Genomic DNA, 16,272 nt, shown 5'->3' with positions numbered 1-16,272 from the left:
AACCTCTGTTTTTATTCAGTTGGTGCTGCCGGTAGTTCTTTCAGTGCCTTTTCCATTCGGCTGAGGGTCTCTTCCTTCCCGAGGAAGGCCGTGATGTCGAACATGCCCGGACCTTTTCCTTCGCCCACGAGCATCAGGCGCCATGCATTCATCACATCGCCCATCTTGTATTCTTTCTGTTCTATCCAGCCATGAACCACTGCTTCCTGATTTTCGATGGAGAAATCGTCTATCTCACGTACCACCTCCAGCAGTTCCGACATCTGCTTCGGACTGTGCGCTTTCCAGCGCTTGCGTGTGGTCTTCTCGTCGTAGGTCGTCGGTGCCTCGAAGAAGAAACTGCACAGGGGCCACAACTCCTTGATGAAATTCACACGGCTCTTCATGAGTTCCACCACCTTCTGTGCACGTTCGTCGGGCACTTCTATGCCATTTTCTTTCAGTATTTTCTGGAAATGGGGCATGAGTTCTGCGTCGGGCTTTTGCAGGATATATTCGTGGTTGAACCACTGTCCTTTCACATAATCAAATTTTGCACCTGCCTTCGAACATTTCGTGATGTCGAACTGGTTGATCAGTTCTTCCATAGACAGGATTTCCTGATCCGTGCCCGGGTTCCATCCCAATAGGGCGAGGAAATTGATGACCGCCTCCGGCAGATAGCCGTCCTCACGGTATCCGCGCGACTCTTCTCCCGTCTTGGGGTCTTTCCACAGGAGCGGGAAGACGGGAAATCCGAGCCGGTCGCCGTCACGCTTCGACAGTTTTCCTTTGCCGTCGGGTTTGAGCAGCAATGACAGGTGTGCGAACTGCGGCATGGTATCTTCCCATCCGAAGGCGCGGTAGAGCAACACATGCAGCGGTGCGCTCGGCAACCACTCTTCGCCACGTATCACATGGCTTATCTCCATCAGGTGGTCGTCCACGATGTTAGCCAGATGGTATGTGGGGAGTTGGTCGGCACTCTTATAGAGCACCTTGTCGTCGAGTACGGAAGAACTGATTTTCACGTCGCCACGTATGAGGTCTCTTACGTGCACCTCCTCGCCCGGTTCTATCTTGAAGCGCACGACATACTGCGTGCCTGCTGCGATGAGTGCCTCAACTTCCTCCTTCGGCAGCGTGAGCGAGTTGCGCATCATGCCGCGTGTGGAAGCATCGTACTGAAAATTCTTTATTTCGTTGCGCTTTGCCTCGAGTTCCTGCGGTGTGTCGAACGCTATGTATGCCTTACCCTCTTCGAGGAGAATATCTACGTATTTTTTGTAAATATCACGCCTTTCCGACTGCCGGTAGGGCCCCTTGTCGCCCCCGAAACTAACACCTTCGTCGAACACAATGCCGAGCCAGTTGAAGGCTTCGAGGATGTATTCTTCTGCACCGGGTACAAAGCGGTTACTGTCTGTGTCTTCTATTCTGAAAACCATATCGCCACCATTCTGGCGCGCAAACAGATAGTTGTAGAGCGCTGTGCGCACTCCTCCTATGTGTAGCGGACCGGTAGGGCTCGGGGCAAAACGTACACGAACTTTTCTTTCTGCCATTTTAAGGTATGTTCTATTTATTCTGATAATTGTTTAATATTCTTCAGATATGTTCCTTGTAGGTCGTTTTTATGTTTTGCAAAGGTAAGCAATTAACGGCAATTATCAGGAAAAGAAAACCTAAAAAAGACGGCAGGGTTTTCGGACAGAAATTACCCGTCCGTTATGTCAAGGTATTCAGCATGATTGGTGTCCGGCAAACAGGCCGAAAGCCCCAAACGCTCATAGCTCAGGACATCGCCCAGGGTGAATATGATTGATTGTCATGACGCGCTGCAAGTGCAAAAGCAGAAATACAGACAAAAAGGGTTTGTGTATATGCACATCAACCGATCTGAACTTTTTTGTAACAATTTGACACCAACCGGCATGGTTTTTTGTAACATTTTGACACCAACTGGCGCGATTTTTTGTAACATCTTGACGGCAAACCCTTTTCTAAAGTTCGCTCTGTGAAGGATAAAACTCCCGTGACGTGGTTCACGGCGTTGCAGAATTATGAAGAAACGGTACGCGGTTTGGAGTATATGGGAAATAAATAAAAGAATGTCAATAAATCGGAATTTAGCGATACCTGGCCGTTCATCAAGAGCGGCAATAGTTCGTCGCGCTGCTTAGTCAGCGATTCTATTTCAAATCCTATTTCCATCTGCTTATCAAATATTGGTTTGCAGACCTTTTCAAATAATTCTATTATCTCAGAAGGAGGAATCACCACAGGGAGGTTGTACAAATCATCTTTCGTTATTGAGCCAAAGGTCGTTCCAGCAGAATTGAGGTTGTCAAATCTGACTTTGAGATAATGAACTACATAATATATATAGGTTATTGACCCAATCTTTGAATTGATAGCGGATAAGCCACGTCCAATACAGCAGTCCGTATTTGCAATATTTACTGCACCGACAGGTGCTCTTACACTCATCAGAATATCACCTTGCTTTGCAAATCTTGTTGGGGATGTTGTGTACATACGCACAGAAGGGAAACGGATTCTAAAATCTGTGCTACCCTGATAGAAGATTTCGCCTTCTCCAGTTTCATTGTAACTTGAACCATCTGGAGATTGTCCCATTGTTATATTGGCAATATCAGCAAATATGCCATCGTTCCAGTCTTGTGGAATATGTCTTTTTAAGTTCTCATTATACACCATAACGCCACCACTTGATTTGTACGGTTTACCCTCCTCGTTAGGAAAATCAAACTGAACAAACCAATAGTCATAGAGTTGCTTAGCAAGGGCTTCTAAATTCCGATTTGTTGCCGTCTTATATTATAGAAATAACCAAACAAATCGGAACAATGAAAGAAAACATCATTAACACAGTGGTTTGTGCGATGCAGCGAAGCCTTGACTGCCGACAAATCAAACTATTAAAAGAAACCCTGCGACAAACATTAAACCAAGTAGAAGTGCAACCTCTAAAAAACAGTACACAGACGGAAAACGAAAATGAACAATTACTTGATATTTTTTTGTCTGCCAAACAGATTGAGGGATGTTCTTGTAAAACGCTAAACTATTACGCCAATACCATTGTCTCTTTCCTTGCTACCTTAAAATGTGGCATAGCTCAAGTAGATACGGATTGTATAAGGAACTACTTATCATCTTATGAACAAAGGCAACAGGTCAGTAAAGTAACGATAGACAATATGAGGCGTATTCTTTCAACTTTCTTTGCGTGGTTGGAAGACGAGGATTATATCGGAAAAAGCCCAGTGAGGCGCATACGTAAGATAAAAACAAACCAAGTGGTAAAAGAAACTTTGAGCGATGAGGATTTGGAGCGGCTTCGCGACAGCTGTATAGAGCAACGCGACTTGGCACTCGTTGATTTCCTTGTTTCTACTGGCGTTCGCGTCGGGGAATTGGTGTTACTCAACCGAACAGACATTGACTTCAAAGAACGACAGTGTGTAGTTTTTGGAAAAGGGAACAAAGAGCGAATTGTATATTTCAATGCACGAACAAAAATACATTTGGAAGATTATCTGAATAAGAGGAAAGATAACAATAAAGCATTATTCGTATCGCTACATGCACCTTATAATCGGCTAACAATAAGCGGAGTTGAAAAGCGTCTAAAGAGGCTTGGAAAACAAGCAAGAATCAGGAAAATTCACCCTCATAAATTTAGACGCACACTCGCCACATTTGCCATAGATAAAGGGATGCCGATTGAGCAAGTACAACGTCTATTGGGGCATGTAAAGATTGATACCACACTTCAATACGCAATGGTAAATCAAGCGAATGTAAAGATTGCTCATCGCAAGTATATAGGATAAAAATTCCTTATCTCGTTCGATTTTGCTACTTTTGCAAGCAGAAATCGGACTAAATGAAATTAAAAGAATATACAATAGGTCAGCTTGCAGAGGTTACTCGTGGCACAAGCCTTTCGGGAGAATTTTATTCTTCCGAAGGTAAGTTCATACGTTTAACTGGAGGCAATTTTGACTACCAAAATAATAGATTTAAGCATAATACTTCGAAGGAAAACCTATACTATATTGGAGAGGTAAAGGATAAATATATATTAAAGCATAATGATATAATAACTCCTTTAACAGAGCAAACTCCAGGTTTAATAGGAAGTACTGCATTTATTCCAGAAAGTGGAAAATATATTCAAAGCCAAGATGTCGCGTTAGTAACACCAAATGAGTCTCTTTTAGATAAGGACTTTTGTTTTTATCTATTATCTTCTAATTTCGTTAAAAAACAATTAGCATCAGGTGCACAGCAAACAAAAATCCGTCATACATCCCCTGATAGAATAAAACAATGTAAGGTTTTTATTCCTGCAATAGAAGAACAAAAACGGATAGGAAAACTACTTCGTCATTTAGATGAAAAGATAACCTTAAACATTGCTATAAATCGGAATTTAGCGACACCTGACCGTTCATCAAGAGCGGTAGGAGTTCGTCGCGCTGCTTAATCAATTCTTCGTTCTCCAGTGTTAATTGTAATTGAAAGGAAACGATTGGAGTGACTTTATTTGAAAAAGCCTGTAGAATAGTCTTCATGGGCTTTATACAAGAAACCGCACTCAGATTTTCCCTTGTTAATTGTGGTTGACCAGATCCTGTTATTGCACCAGCGATATTCATATATGGAAGGGCTTGTTTTATAAATTCATTACAACAATCATTGTTTCTCATTCTAATGACCATTGCATTTCCCGTTATCCAAGAATAAGGCATAGTTCTGTTTAGGACTCCGCAACTATTGCCTCTGCATGCCATCGCAATTTCACTTTCTTCGTGATTATATTTATCGTATCTTCCTACAATACCGTTCGCTCCATAAACACGATAAAGTCCATTCGAAACCAACTCGTTTGTACCAATAGTTTGTGGCTGATACATTTCACAGAAATCACCTAATGTTGTATTCTCCCATCCTTTAGGAATATCACGTTTTAGTTTCTCATTCCATACCATTTTTCCACCACTCGATTTGTACGGCTTGCCTTCCTCATTTGGGAAATCAAACTGCACAAACCAGTAGTCGTAAAGCTGCTTGGCGAGTGCTTCTAAATTCCGATTTATCTCCCGATTAAGAGAAATCTTGTCATCAAGAAGAGATAATATCTTAGCTATTTTTGACTGGAATTGTAGAGAAGGTAAATTTACCTCCAAGGATTCAAGAGCAACTTTAGAGACTTCTTTAAATGTTGTTCCTGAACCTAAGCTTTCAACCTCAGGCATGTGGTATTTAAGATAGTAATAAAGATAATCAACATCACAGATTTCTTTATTAAGTATCAAGCTTTTAAACCCTTGGTTTGTACAACATGGATTAACATTGATAGATAATAAGCCAATGGGAGCACGTGATGACATAAGAATACTATATGCAGGCAGCATTTTTGCAGAACAACTTTCATACCCTTTTAGTGTCAGATTTCTTTCTCCTTTTTCAATATATTTTGTCTTCTGATCAGAAAGGTCTTTTGGTGTAAACCAAATCACATCTCCATCATAATAATCGGCATTAGATGAAGATGGTGTCGCACCATTGACAATTTCTGCAATATCTTTTAATTTATATTTCCTTAACTCCATATCAACCATTAAATTGTAATTGTTGAAGTTGCTGGATTATATCTTCTTCCAATTTGTGGCTTTCCTCAAATTGTTGTTTGAGTGTTGCCTCATAGTCAGCAATGCGACTATTGAACTCTTCTTCGGTAATATCGACATACTCAATCTTGATGTCGAAGTATTGCCCAGCCGACAAGGAATAGCCCCTTTCTTTTATTTCGTCGTAGCCAACGACTACTGAGAAATCGTCCTCAGCTTTTTGTTCGCGGAAAGTGGAAACTATTTTGTCTATTTCTTCATCGCGCAAACGGCGCTTCTTCAAGTTGCCCTCTTTATATTCTTCGCCAAGTTTACTTGCATCGATGAGGGTTACTTTCTCAGCTGTGCGTGAATTGTCAAAGAACAAAACAGAAACATTGGTTCCTGTGTTGGCAAACACGTTAGAAGGCATAGATATACAACCGTAAACGATTTTCTCGTTAACGATGTGCTGCAGGATTTTCTTCTCAATGCCCGACTTAGCCGCAATGAAGCCTGTAGGAATGACGATTGCCCCTTTGCCTGTTTCGTTCAGCGAGTTAATGACGTGCTGAATGAAACAAGTATAAATTGCCATCGCTTCTTTCTTCTTGGCAGGCACCTTGGGAACGCCTGCCCAGAACCGTGCGGGCATCGCTGCAATTTTTTCGCGTGTGTCGGAAAAATCCATCTTGAAAGGTGGATTGCTTACCACAAAGTCGAATGTGCGGAGGTGCTGGCCATCATCACTTTTGTGAAAAGGAGCAACGAGAGTGTCGCCTTGAATGGCATTATCAAGCGAAGACACCAACCCGTTCAAAAGCAAATTCAATTTCAGCATTTTATTTGAACGCTGGGAAATGTCCTGTGAGAAAATGGTACAACGGTCTTCGCCAATCTGATGACCAAGAGCCATAAGCAAAGTTCCCGTACCGGCAGACGGGTCATAACATTCCATGCTGTGAAGGTCGGCATTGTCGCCAACCAACAGTCGTGCCATGATGGTTGCGATAGCGTGGGGTGTGTAATACTCTGCATATTTGCCACCACCGGCAGTGTTGTAGTCCTTGATAAGATATTCAAAGATAGATGCAAAGAAGTCATAGTGTTCTGCAAAAGCTTCCTCAAAAGAGAAATTCACCAATTTGTCAACCAAGGCACGTGCAAAAGGTGCGCGTTGTGCCGTATCCGTAACAAAATTTGTCAACGTTTCGAAGAGGGGAATCTTGGTGTTCTCCGTTGTCTGAGTAGAGAAGATATCGGCATTCTTCTCTGCAATGTCGGTCATCGTATTGTCGAAAATGGTATCGAAGTCGCCCCTGCCCTGTTGATTCCAAAGGTTTGAAATCAAGTGGTAAGGTTCCAACATTGGTACATCCGGCGAAAGAGCACTCTGCAACAACAGTCTTTCATTCTCACTCAGTTCCGTGTATGCAATTTCCCACTTTTCAGCTGCCTTTATCTTCTTTGCAATCTCGCTTCGGGCATTCTTAATCTCGTAGCCGAACTTATCATTTAAGAACTTATACAGAAAAACCTGCGTGATAATCTTATATTCGTTTCCATCGTTTCCCATGCCATAAGTAGCACAGGTTGACTTCAGTTGGTCAATAAGACGGAGAGTCTTTTCCTTAATTGTCATAATAGTTTATGCGTTGCCGTAAGTGGCATTATATTGATTGATGTATTGTTGTGATATTCTCTGTTGGATAAACTTGTAATCCTCCATTTCGGGTTGAATCTGTGGAAATTGATACAGGCATCCATTTATAAGGGAGAGCACTGTTTTATTGAAGTAAGCATCTTTCTTTAAAATGTCATTCCTGTCATAAACCTTAGAGTCTATATCCTCTTTTATGATTTTTAGGATAACCATAATCTCTTCGTCCAAGAATGAGAACATTGGTTTCTGATGCTTTTCTTCACGCTCCTTGTTAACTTCACGAATGCGTTTGTGAACACGGGCAAACTTAGAGTCTCCATTGTATTTCTTCAAAAGGGCGTTGTTGCGCTTCTGGAGGTCTTGAAGTCTTTGTATGATGTCATCTAACGCTTTTGTTTCTTCGTTGAACTTGGCTATGGTATCAATTACAAAGCCATGTTCTTTGAATCTTTCCATGAATGCTTCGCGCAAAGTTACAAATTCAGGGTCTTCTTGATCAATGTTGTTAGTAAAAGAAGATATTGTGCGCTGCCACTTTTCTTTCAACTCAATACCACCGGCTATTAGTCTCAGTTCCTCTGTGCCTATTTTATTGAAGTTGAACTCAATATCCATCATGGCTTCATTGATTAGCACTTTTGTTTCATCACTAACACTGAAAGCCTCTTTTTGATTGATAATGTCAATACGGTGCTGCACCTCAGAAAGTAGTTCGGGCAGTTTGGATATTTCCACTTTTGCAAACTTTTCCTTCATATCGTCATCGCCGAAAGTGCGGACAATATTTGACATATTCTTGGCAGATGTAAGTGCTTTCTTCAAGTCAAGCAGAACGGCTTTGTCTTCCTCTGTAGATATTTCTGTAGAGAATTCTTCAGCATTATCATAAGAATATTCAAACAGCACCTGTCGTATTTCCTTCATTTGACTTACAATTTCATCTTTGTTCTCTATGACTTGAACAAAGGTGTCGGTGTTGTTGCCTTCTCCCGTTTCTTTCACATCATTGAATCGGTTCAACTCTTGCAAGTATGCCTCATTTGTCTCGTCAAAGTTGCGCTTTATGTCCGCAAAGTCAATCAAGAAACCATAACGCATATCTTTATAAGGACGATTCACGCGCGTAATTGCTTGAAGCAGGTTGTGGTCTTTTAGCTTACGTCCAAAATAAAGCCGTTTCAGGCGCGGAGCGTCAAAACCCGTAAGAAGCATATTGAATACAATCAAAACATCAATGGTCATGTTCTTCTTAAAATCCTTGACTATCTGCTTTCTTACCTCTTTGTCCTCATGGTCGTGAAGTATCAACCCTGCTTTCAGGTTGAGCTTCGGGTCTATTTCTTTTTGGATATCATCAAAGTTTGCAAACAACTTTTCTGCCTGTCTGCTTGTTTCGCAAATAATCATTCCTCCCAAAGTGTTGTCTCCTTGGACTGTCCTGAAATTTATAAGGTCATTGATGATATAGCGAAGCAATTCGTTGACATAGTTGTCATGCTGAATTATATCACCCTTTGTAATCTCTTTTTTTTCAACGAGGGTGTCAAGCTTATCATAAACCTGAGTAAGTTTTTCTCTGTATGATGTTTCGATGTCTTCACGGATAATTTTCAGAGTATAACCGTCTGCTATTGAACGGTCGTAGTAGTATGTATGAAGATAATCGCCAAAAACCTTGCAGGAAGCTCGCTCTTCTCTCAGTAGCGGAGTACCTGTCAAAGCAATCTTTATAGATTCTTTGTCTGCATCAAACAAATTAGCAAGAAAACAACCTCCAGGTTTATATCCACGATGTGCCTCATCGAGAATAAAGATGCGCTGTAAATTAGTTGCATAATCGGTTATGTTGACTTTTTCTTTGTCCTCTGCAAAACGTTGGATATTGACTACCGTGATTTCTGCCTGTCCGCTTGCTCCTTGCTGTGCCTGATTCTGCCTGAATTGTGCCATCAGTTCCGCTCTTGTGTTTGCTGTCGCCACAATTAGACCACGTGCTTCAAATTCTTGCTTGGCTTGTTCCAGAAGGTCAAGACGGTCAACAATGAAGTAAAACTTGGCTACTTTATTTTGTTTTGCATAGAAATCGTTAAGAATATAGGTAAGATAGTATGAAAGAGCTGTTTTACCACTTCCTTGCGTATGCCATACCACACCTGATTTTACGCCTTCAGATAGTTTTTTTCTGATAGCTAATGCCGCGAACATCTGCTGATAACGCATTATGTGCTTTTGGTCTGTAGATTCTATCTTACCATCGACCTCGCGCTCCATCCGTACGTATGCAATGCCATATTGAAGAATAAAAAGCAAACGTTCAGGGCTGCACATAGATGTGAGTATTCTGTTTGTGGGGGTATTCTCTCCGAGATTTGTCTGGTATTCCGGACTGGTATGAATTACTTGACAATTATAGTCGCTCAAAATTTTCTTCTCGGTATTTCTATCTATATTGAGATAAGGAAAATCTTTATTGTAGGGTGCCACTTTCATGCTGCTTGGGTTTTCTTCCCTGAAACAGTTGAATGGCGCAAATTTCCTTGCTCCTGTACAATAAAAAGCCCCTTGTATCGGCACTATACCACCCAATGCATCGTATTCCATGTTATTGGAAAATATCATCAGTTGGGTTATGTTGATAAAACGGCGGAATTTCTTGTTAGGAAAACGCTCCTTGTTCATACGGGTGCTTTCTGCAACCATCCCCCCATGATTATTTGGTTTTTTCACTTCAACAAAGCAAAGTGGAAGACCATTCACAAACAAGGTAATATCAGGTCGAAATTCATCTTGCCCATTCTTGCACGTAAACTCTGCCGTGAAATGGAATTCGTTGTTCAGAGGATTCTCAAAATCTATCAAGCGGACGGGAGAAACAGACTTAAGACGCTTATAAAAACCTCTACCGAGGTCATCGTCATTCAACTCTCTACGAATGTCGCGTAATAGTTGTAGAAACTCTCCTTCGTGTCCGGGGTTCAAATCCTCAAACTTCTTTTTGAACACCTCCAACAGAATATTGGTATCGCCATCATAGACTATACCTTTGGTCTCTTCGTGAATTTTCCCGAAATATTTATATCCTAACCGTGTTAGGTGTACCATAGCAGGCATCTGAACACGTGTTGCTTCGTTAAATTTCATATTTATCAATTTCAGGTTCTCCCCCGCAGCCCCTGCGTGCCGACCATGCCTATTGCTACGGGAGGGTTATTTGTGTGAAGTTGTTAGTGTTTTGCGGTCAGTGGTGCAGGATTGGTATGCTGTAAGCGCAAAAATAATAAAATTTTTGCGGAAATCGGGGGTTGGGTGTGGTTTTCTGGAAATTAGGGGGTCGGAGGGGTCTGAATTATCAGAGTGTTCAGAGTGTTTGGAGGGGCGGTGGCTTCAGTCTCGCTTCAGGTAGCAGATCATGGGGTAGTGGTCTGACCACAAAATGCTATTGTCAACATAGCAGTTGTAGGGTTTCCACTGTGCGCTGCAGAAGATGTTGTCTATGCGCACTACCATGGAGTTTTTGTTGAACGAGCGTCCGAAACCTTGTCCTGATGCCACATAGCAATCGGTGAGATAATAGGAAAAGCGCTGGTGGGCATAACTGATTGGTGTGTCGTTGAAGTCGCCCATGAGGATGATGTTTTTGCCGCGGTTTTCGCTCAGGTATTTACACACTTTCTCCACCATTTCTGCCCGTTTCACCGATGCTACGCTTATTTTTGTGGTCAGCATGACGACACTCTTTTTCGCCTCCCCTGCCCTCTCGCTGTCCTCGTTGTGGATGATTCCGGAGACGCCGGATTTTTCGTCGTCGGACAAATCCATTGACGAGAGGTGACAATTCACCACACTGAGGGTATCGCCGGGTGCCAGCAGCAGTTCGAACGCAGCACATACATTGCCTTTCTGCCTGACCAGCAGTTTCTTGCCCACGATGGGGTATTTAGAGAAGCAGGTGATGGGACTGATGTCTTCCGTCTGGTTGGATATGGAGTCCAAATACATCGTTCTGCCGCGTTCTATTTCTTTTTTTATTTTGTTTGTAAAATAGTCATGGTGTATGGCTGTTTCCTGCAGGCAAATGATGTCCGCGTCCTGGTCGCCGATGTATTTTGCCATCATGTCGCGCCCGTCCTTTTCTGTCTTGCCGAGTGCGAAGCCCATGGTGTTGTAGGTCATCACTTTTATGCTGCCCATCGGTGTCTCGGCTGGGATGTTGAAGGGGATATAGTTTCTTATGCTGAAGAAATTGAGCAGCAGAATCAGTGCCGGCAGCCATACCTTTGAGCGCACGAAGATAAGGCAGAGCAAGATGAAGACCACCGTGGAGATGAGAAAGACGGGAAAGAGCAGTTGGAAAACGCCCAACCAAGGCATTCTGACAGGATTGACAAAGACGCTGAGCGAGCAGAGCGTCAGTAGCGATGCACTCACTACGGAGAGCACGAAAAGGAGTTGTTTCATTATGTTGAAAACATCGATGAAACCGCCATTTTTCTCTTTATCGTCCTTCTTTTTTGCCACGAAAAATTTGTTTATTTCTTATAGAGCACACATTCAACAGGGAAGTGGTCGGAATAAGTATATACTCTTTCCACTTTGCAGGAGGCTGGCTCCCAGTCCTTTGAACAGAAAATATGGTCGATGCGTACGACGAACGCGTCTTTGTTGAACGACCTGCCTATGCCGTTCCCTGCGGCACGGAAGCAGTCGGTCAAGCCATCGCTCAGGCGCTGGTGGGCATAACTGACGGGTGTGTCGTTGAAATCGCCCAAAACCAACATGCTCTGCCCTTTGTGCCGGTCCAGAAAGAGTTTTACACTGTCCACCTGTTCGCCTCTTCGCTTAGCAGAACTGATGAGACTTTTCAGAATGTTTTTGGAACTTTCTCCAACGGCTTGTTGCGACACTTTTTTTTCACCTTTCACCACGCTGCTGTAAACACTTCTGTCTTCTTCAGACAGCGCATTACTCACGAGGTGGTTGTTCACCACGAGCAACGAGTCTCCGTTGTTCAGCCGAAGTGTGTAAGCCATCACTATATTGTAGCCCGTAACGTTTACTTTCTCCTTACGTATGATGGGAAACTTGGAAAAAATGCCTATAGTGTTGTAGCGTCCTGAACGCGCTACTGAGTAGTAATACTTGATTTTTTTTAGTTCCGGAAATATCACATGCTCATAATACGCTCTCTCACATGCACCTTCCTGAAAACAGATGATGTCCGCCTTGCTGTCCATCATGTGGCTCAACACATAGTTTTTCCCTAAATCGTCGCTTTCATGGCCTCCGAAATTGCGCGTATTGAACGACAGCACCTTTATGCTATCTACAGCCGATTTATCCGAAAATATATTTATTGGACAATAGTTTCTCAATGCCGGAAAGCACATCAGCAATCCAAGCGCCGGAACTATTGCCAGTTTATGGTTGACTAAAAGCGAAATAATGATTGCCACAATGAGCAGAACAGCAAAGAATGGAAATGCCAGACAAAACAATGCAGCAACAGGAAAACCGGCAGGATTGACATAGACAGCCAGACTGCTGAGCAAAAGCAAAACAACGGCAACTATGCCAAATGCCAGCACTATTTTATCGCGCTTGCGCTGCAGCCATTTATTATTACTTTTTCTTTTTGCCATAACGTCTGATGAAATGTTTTATTCTGGTTTAGCAAATTTCATTTGCTTGAAGTTAACGAAGTTATTGAAGATATCGCTTTACTTGAAGTTAACGAGTTACCTAATACTGATATCTTTTTCTTTTCTTTGTTATTTATCGTACCAAAGTATCGTCGTTAACTTCTCTAACTTCGTTAACTTCGAGCGAAGCGTTAACTTCAGAAATCTGAAATGCTTTTTTACCTGCTTCGTCTGAACAGTTCTTTTTTCTCGTCCTCCGTAAGGCTCTGATAGCCTGATTTCTTTACCTTGTCGAGTATTTCGTCAATTCTTTTCTCATTTTCCCTCTTATGCGCATTGTAGTTGTAGTCGGCAGAATGGGTGGTGGTGTTCTGTTTGTATGTCGGTTTTTCCTTCGGCTTGAAGAGGTTTCGTATGCGCTGCAGGATAGTGGTGTTTTCACTTTCCGGAGTCCATGTGTTCCACCCTCTGAAACTGCTTGTATGCGTCCTATATTTCTTCCGCCAATAAAGGATAAGCAACCAGGCAAACAGCATACCGCCAAGGTGTGCAAAATGCGCCACGTTGGTGTTGGAACTGAATGACGACAGCACTTCTATGACGATAAAACCACCTATCATGTACTTCGCCTTGAGCGGAATGGGCGGGAAAATGAGCATAATGGTGTCGTTCGGGTGCTGCATGCCGAAGGCAAGGAGTATGCCATATACAGCACCACTGGCGCCCACGGTAGTCATCATGTTGAGATAATTTGCCATTGACATTACAGACCCGCCTGTATTTACTACGGCATAGTTTCCCCAACCTTCTATGTAGTATTGCCCCAACTGCCAGCACTCCTGACAGATGCCGGCACCTACGCCGCTTACTATGTATAAAATCAGGAATTTCTTGCTTCCAAATTCCTGCTCTATGATGCGTGCAAACATCCAAAGCGAGAACATGTTGAAGAAAAGGTGTGTGAATCCGCCATGAAGGAACATGTATGTGAAGAGCTGATAAATCCTAAAATCGGACGCCAGAATGAAATGCAAGCCAAAGACGTCTGCCAAGTCGGTGTTATGACCTGCAAAGGCTATTTGGGCGAGATAGACTATGAAATTTATTATCAGCAGATTTCGCGTTACTGGCGGAATGTTTTTATACATAGGTTATCTTTATTATTACCGGTATTGTTTTAAACAAAGAGACAAGGAAACTTTATGCAAAAAGTGTTCCCGGTCTCTTTATTTGCCTTATTAAGAATTTCTAAAACAAAGTTTTTGTATCAGAACAGGATGGCAGCCTGAATTTGGAAACTGTTGCTCTTGAAAGTGTAGTCGTCATTGCCTGCAGCCTTGTAGTATTTGCTGAGTGCAATGTTATAGAGCAGACCTACTTCCAAATGGTTGAGCACTTTCACACCGGCACCTACATTCCAACTTGTACTCATATTGCTTTTTTTGAAAGTTTGTTCTGAAGTAGATATTACATTTTTCAAGGTCCAATTCTTATTTCCTACATTAAAACCAAACTGCGGTCCGGTTGCCAAATAAACCGAAGCCAATTTGCTTACACCGAAGTTGTAACGAAGGTTTATAGGTATTTCTACGGAACGGAAAGTCTTGCTTGAACTACCACCCGTAGTATTGTTGTGCGTCTGCAGTTTTTTCTGAGAATATTCCAGTGCAGCATCAAGTCCGAGACCTACTAAAGGTATTTTTACATTAACTTTCGGACCTACATACCATCCCGACATGTTCTTCGACTTCAGATTGTCGTGTGCAAACCTGTCCAAATCTTTGGAGAAATTCACCTTCGAAAGGTTTGTACCTGCTACTACTCCCCACTGTATCTGTGCTTGGGAAGTGGATACTGACAACAGCATAGCGGCTGCCAACAAAAACATCATTTTTTTCATAACTTTCATTTTTTTATAGGTTGACAATAATTTTTATAATCCTAAAACAGAGCGTTCCAACCAGTAGTATGCAATACCTGCAATATAACCCACAAAGGCTATCCACGTTATTTTTCTCATATACCAGCCGAAACTTATTTTTTCAAGTCCCATCACTACCACACCGGCAGCACTACCAATGATGAGCATGGAACCACCCACACCTGCACAGTAAGCCAACAGTTGCCAGAATATACCATCTTGAGCAAAGTCGGATGCTACATTGGGATCTATTGCATACATCTTCATGCAGCATGCAACGAGTGGTACATTATCTACAATAGATGAAAGGACACCTATAACTCCCGTTACAAGATAATGATTACCGTTACTTACATTATTTAACCAAATACCTACATTTTCTAATACATGAGTTTTTTCGAGCGTAGTAACAGTAAGAAGAATACCGAGGAAGAAAAGCAACGTTGACATGTCTATACGCTTTACAAGCGCTGCAACACGTTTTTTCTTTTTGTTATTCTTCTGCTTTTTGCGACTATAGAGTAATTCTGTAGCAATCCAAATCATACTCAAGGCTAAAAGGATACCCATGAAAGGAGGCAGATTTGTAACACTATGGAAAATAGGCACAAAAACTAACCCCCCTACACCAATCCAAAACACCAAGTCGCGCTCGCGCTTACTGAAGTCGAGTTCAGCAAGACTCATGTCTGCTTGTGGCTTTTGTAAATCACCTTTTAATTGGAATTGAAGTATTAATGCAGGAACAATCATTGCAATCAAACTTGGAATAATAATTTCCTTCATTACACCAAGAGAAGTTACGCTTTTATTTATCCATAGCATGATTGTTGTAACGTCTCCTATAGGACTCCACGCACCACCTGCGTTTGCTGAAATCACAATGAGTGCTGCATAGATGATACGGTCTTTGTGGTCGGCAACAAGTTTGCGCAACACCATAATCATTACTATACTCGTTGTAAGATTGTCGAGCAATGCTGAAAGGAAAAATGTCATAAAAGCAATACGCCAGAGAAGCGACCGCTTGGAACGTGTGCTCAAAGCATCACGCACAAAATTAAATCCGCCTTGCTGGTCAACCACCTCAACGATGGTCATGGCACCCATCAGAAAGAATATAGTTTGGCTTGTATCACCTAAAGCATGAAGATCAAAACCATCACCAGTTCCTAATGAATAAAGAGTCCATGTAATGGCACACATCAGGAGTGCAGTAGCCGACTTTGTTACCTTTATGGCATCCTCAATAGCAATACAAACGTATCCCACTACGAAAACAATAATAATGAAAAGTGTTGTCAATTCCATAATTTTTTATTCTTAATTCTGCACAAAATTAAGCATTTATATAAAATTACTTTTTATAACTCAACTACTTAATACTTAAACATATAGAAAGGTTTTATATTATTTGCATTTTTGATA

At 42.0% G+C, this 16,272-nt stretch carries 11 protein-coding genes and 1 pseudogene; 2 read left to right on the top strand and 10 right to left on the bottom strand.

What is annotated here, in order from left to right:
• Positions 1–11: 11 nt before the first annotated feature.
• Together gltX and C7Y71_RS06935 are read right to left on the bottom strand one after the other, a co-directional pair.
• A complete protein-coding gene (gltX, locus tag C7Y71_RS06940) occupies positions 12–1,544 on the bottom strand; it encodes a glutamate--tRNA ligase (RefSeq protein WP_111898325.1) in 1,533 nt (510 codons plus the stop codon).
• A 496-nt stretch (positions 1,545–2,040) separates the two neighbouring features.
• Positions 2,041–2,811, bottom strand: a pseudogene (locus tag C7Y71_RS06935) (restriction endonuclease subunit S); the annotation flags it as partial.
• Between the two features lie 38 nt (positions 2,812–2,849).
• Between C7Y71_RS06935 and xerA the strand changes: the two are divergent.
• Together xerA and C7Y71_RS06925 are read left to right on the top strand one after the other, a co-directional pair.
• Positions 2,850–3,839, top strand: a complete 990-nt coding sequence (gene xerA, locus C7Y71_RS06930; RefSeq protein ID WP_111898396.1) for a site-specific tyrosine recombinase/integron integrase — start codon at positions 2,850–2,852, stop codon at positions 3,837–3,839.
• 53 nt (positions 3,840–3,892) lie between these two features.
• Positions 3,893–4,495: a restriction endonuclease subunit S gene (locus C7Y71_RS06925; RefSeq protein WP_111898328.1), complete on the top strand. Its 603-nt coding sequence runs from the start codon at positions 3,893–3,895 to the stop codon at positions 4,493–4,495.
• Here C7Y71_RS06925 and C7Y71_RS06920 read toward each other — a convergent pair.
• The 8 genes from C7Y71_RS06920 to nhaD form a co-directional block, all read right to left on the bottom strand.
• Entirely contained in the window at positions 4,428–5,633 is a 1,206-nt protein-coding gene (locus C7Y71_RS06920) for a restriction endonuclease subunit S (RefSeq protein ID WP_226943411.1), read from the bottom strand. The two genes, C7Y71_RS06925 and C7Y71_RS06920, sit on opposite strands and share 68 nt — an antisense overlap.
• On the bottom strand, positions 5,626–7,266 hold the full coding sequence (locus tag C7Y71_RS06915) for an HsdM family class I SAM-dependent methyltransferase (protein ID WP_111898329.1): 1,641 nt from the start codon (positions 7,264–7,266) through the stop codon (positions 5,626–5,628). Before C7Y71_RS06915 ends, C7Y71_RS06920 begins: the two co-directional genes overlap by 8 nt.
• A gap of 3 nt (positions 7,267–7,269) precedes the next feature.
• Positions 7,270–10,425, bottom strand: coding sequence for a type I restriction endonuclease subunit R (locus C7Y71_RS06910; protein WP_111898330.1), 3,156 nt, complete (start codon positions 10,423–10,425; stop codon positions 7,270–7,272).
• Positions 10,426–10,668: 243 nt separating this feature from the next.
• Positions 10,669–11,802: an endonuclease/exonuclease/phosphatase family protein gene (locus C7Y71_RS06905; protein ID WP_111898331.1), complete on the bottom strand. Its 1,134-nt coding sequence runs from the start codon at positions 11,800–11,802 to the stop codon at positions 10,669–10,671.
• Between the two features lie 11 nt (positions 11,803–11,813).
• Positions 11,814–12,923, bottom strand: coding sequence for an endonuclease/exonuclease/phosphatase family protein (locus C7Y71_RS06900; protein ID WP_111898332.1), 1,110 nt, complete (start codon positions 12,921–12,923; stop codon positions 11,814–11,816).
• Between the two features lie 218 nt (positions 12,924–13,141).
• On the bottom strand, positions 13,142–14,071 hold the full coding sequence (locus C7Y71_RS06895) for a rhomboid family intramembrane serine protease (protein WP_111898333.1): 930 nt from the start codon (positions 14,069–14,071) through the stop codon (positions 13,142–13,144).
• A 119-nt stretch (positions 14,072–14,190) separates the two neighbouring features.
• Positions 14,191–14,823, bottom strand: coding sequence for a porin family protein (locus tag C7Y71_RS06890; protein ID WP_111898398.1), 633 nt, complete (start codon positions 14,821–14,823; stop codon positions 14,191–14,193).
• Between the two features lie 33 nt (positions 14,824–14,856).
• A complete protein-coding gene (gene nhaD / locus C7Y71_RS06885) occupies positions 14,857–16,155 on the bottom strand; it encodes a sodium:proton antiporter NhaD (protein WP_111898334.1) in 1,299 nt (432 codons plus the stop codon).
• Positions 16,156–16,272 lie beyond the last annotated feature (117 nt).

Source organism: Pseudoprevotella muciniphila (genome assembly GCF_003265305.2).
GTDB lineage: Bacteria > Bacteroidota > Bacteroidia > Bacteroidales > Bacteroidaceae > Alloprevotella > Alloprevotella muciniphila.
The sequence above is the reverse complement of the archived record's forward strand: the minus strand, read 5'-3'. Positions and strand labels throughout refer to the sequence as shown.

Excerpts from the sequence above, each read along its gene's own strand:
- C7Y71_RS06890 (WP_111898398.1), bottom strand. The coding sequence starts at position 14,823 with ATGAAAAAAATGATGTTTTTGTTGGCAGCCGCTATGCTGTTGTCAGTA.
- xerA (WP_111898396.1), top strand. The coding sequence starts at position 2,850 with ATGAAAGAAAACATCATTAACACAGTGGTTTGTGCGATGCAGCGAAGC.
- C7Y71_RS06925 (WP_111898328.1), top strand. The coding sequence starts at position 3,893 with ATGAAATTAAAAGAATATACAATAGGTCAGCTTGCAGAGGTTACTCGT.
- gltX (WP_111898325.1), bottom strand. The coding sequence starts at position 1,544 with ATGGCAGAAAGAAAAGTTCGTGTACGTTTTGCCCCGAGCCCTACCGGT.
- C7Y71_RS06910 (WP_111898330.1), bottom strand. The coding sequence starts at position 10,425 with ATGAAATTTAACGAAGCAACACGTGTTCAGATGCCTGCTATGGTACAC.
- nhaD (WP_111898334.1), bottom strand. The coding sequence starts at position 16,155 with ATGGAATTGACAACACTTTTCATTATTATTGTTTTCGTAGTGGGATAC.
- C7Y71_RS06895 (WP_111898333.1), bottom strand. The coding sequence starts at position 14,071 with ATGTATAAAAACATTCCGCCAGTAACGCGAAATCTGCTGATAATAAAT.
- C7Y71_RS06920 (WP_226943411.1), bottom strand. The coding sequence starts at position 5,633 with ATGGTTGATATGGAGTTAAGGAAATATAAATTAAAAGATATTGCAGAA.
- C7Y71_RS06900 (WP_111898332.1), bottom strand. The coding sequence starts at position 12,923 with ATGGCAAAAAGAAAAAGTAATAATAAATGGCTGCAGCGCAAGCGCGAT.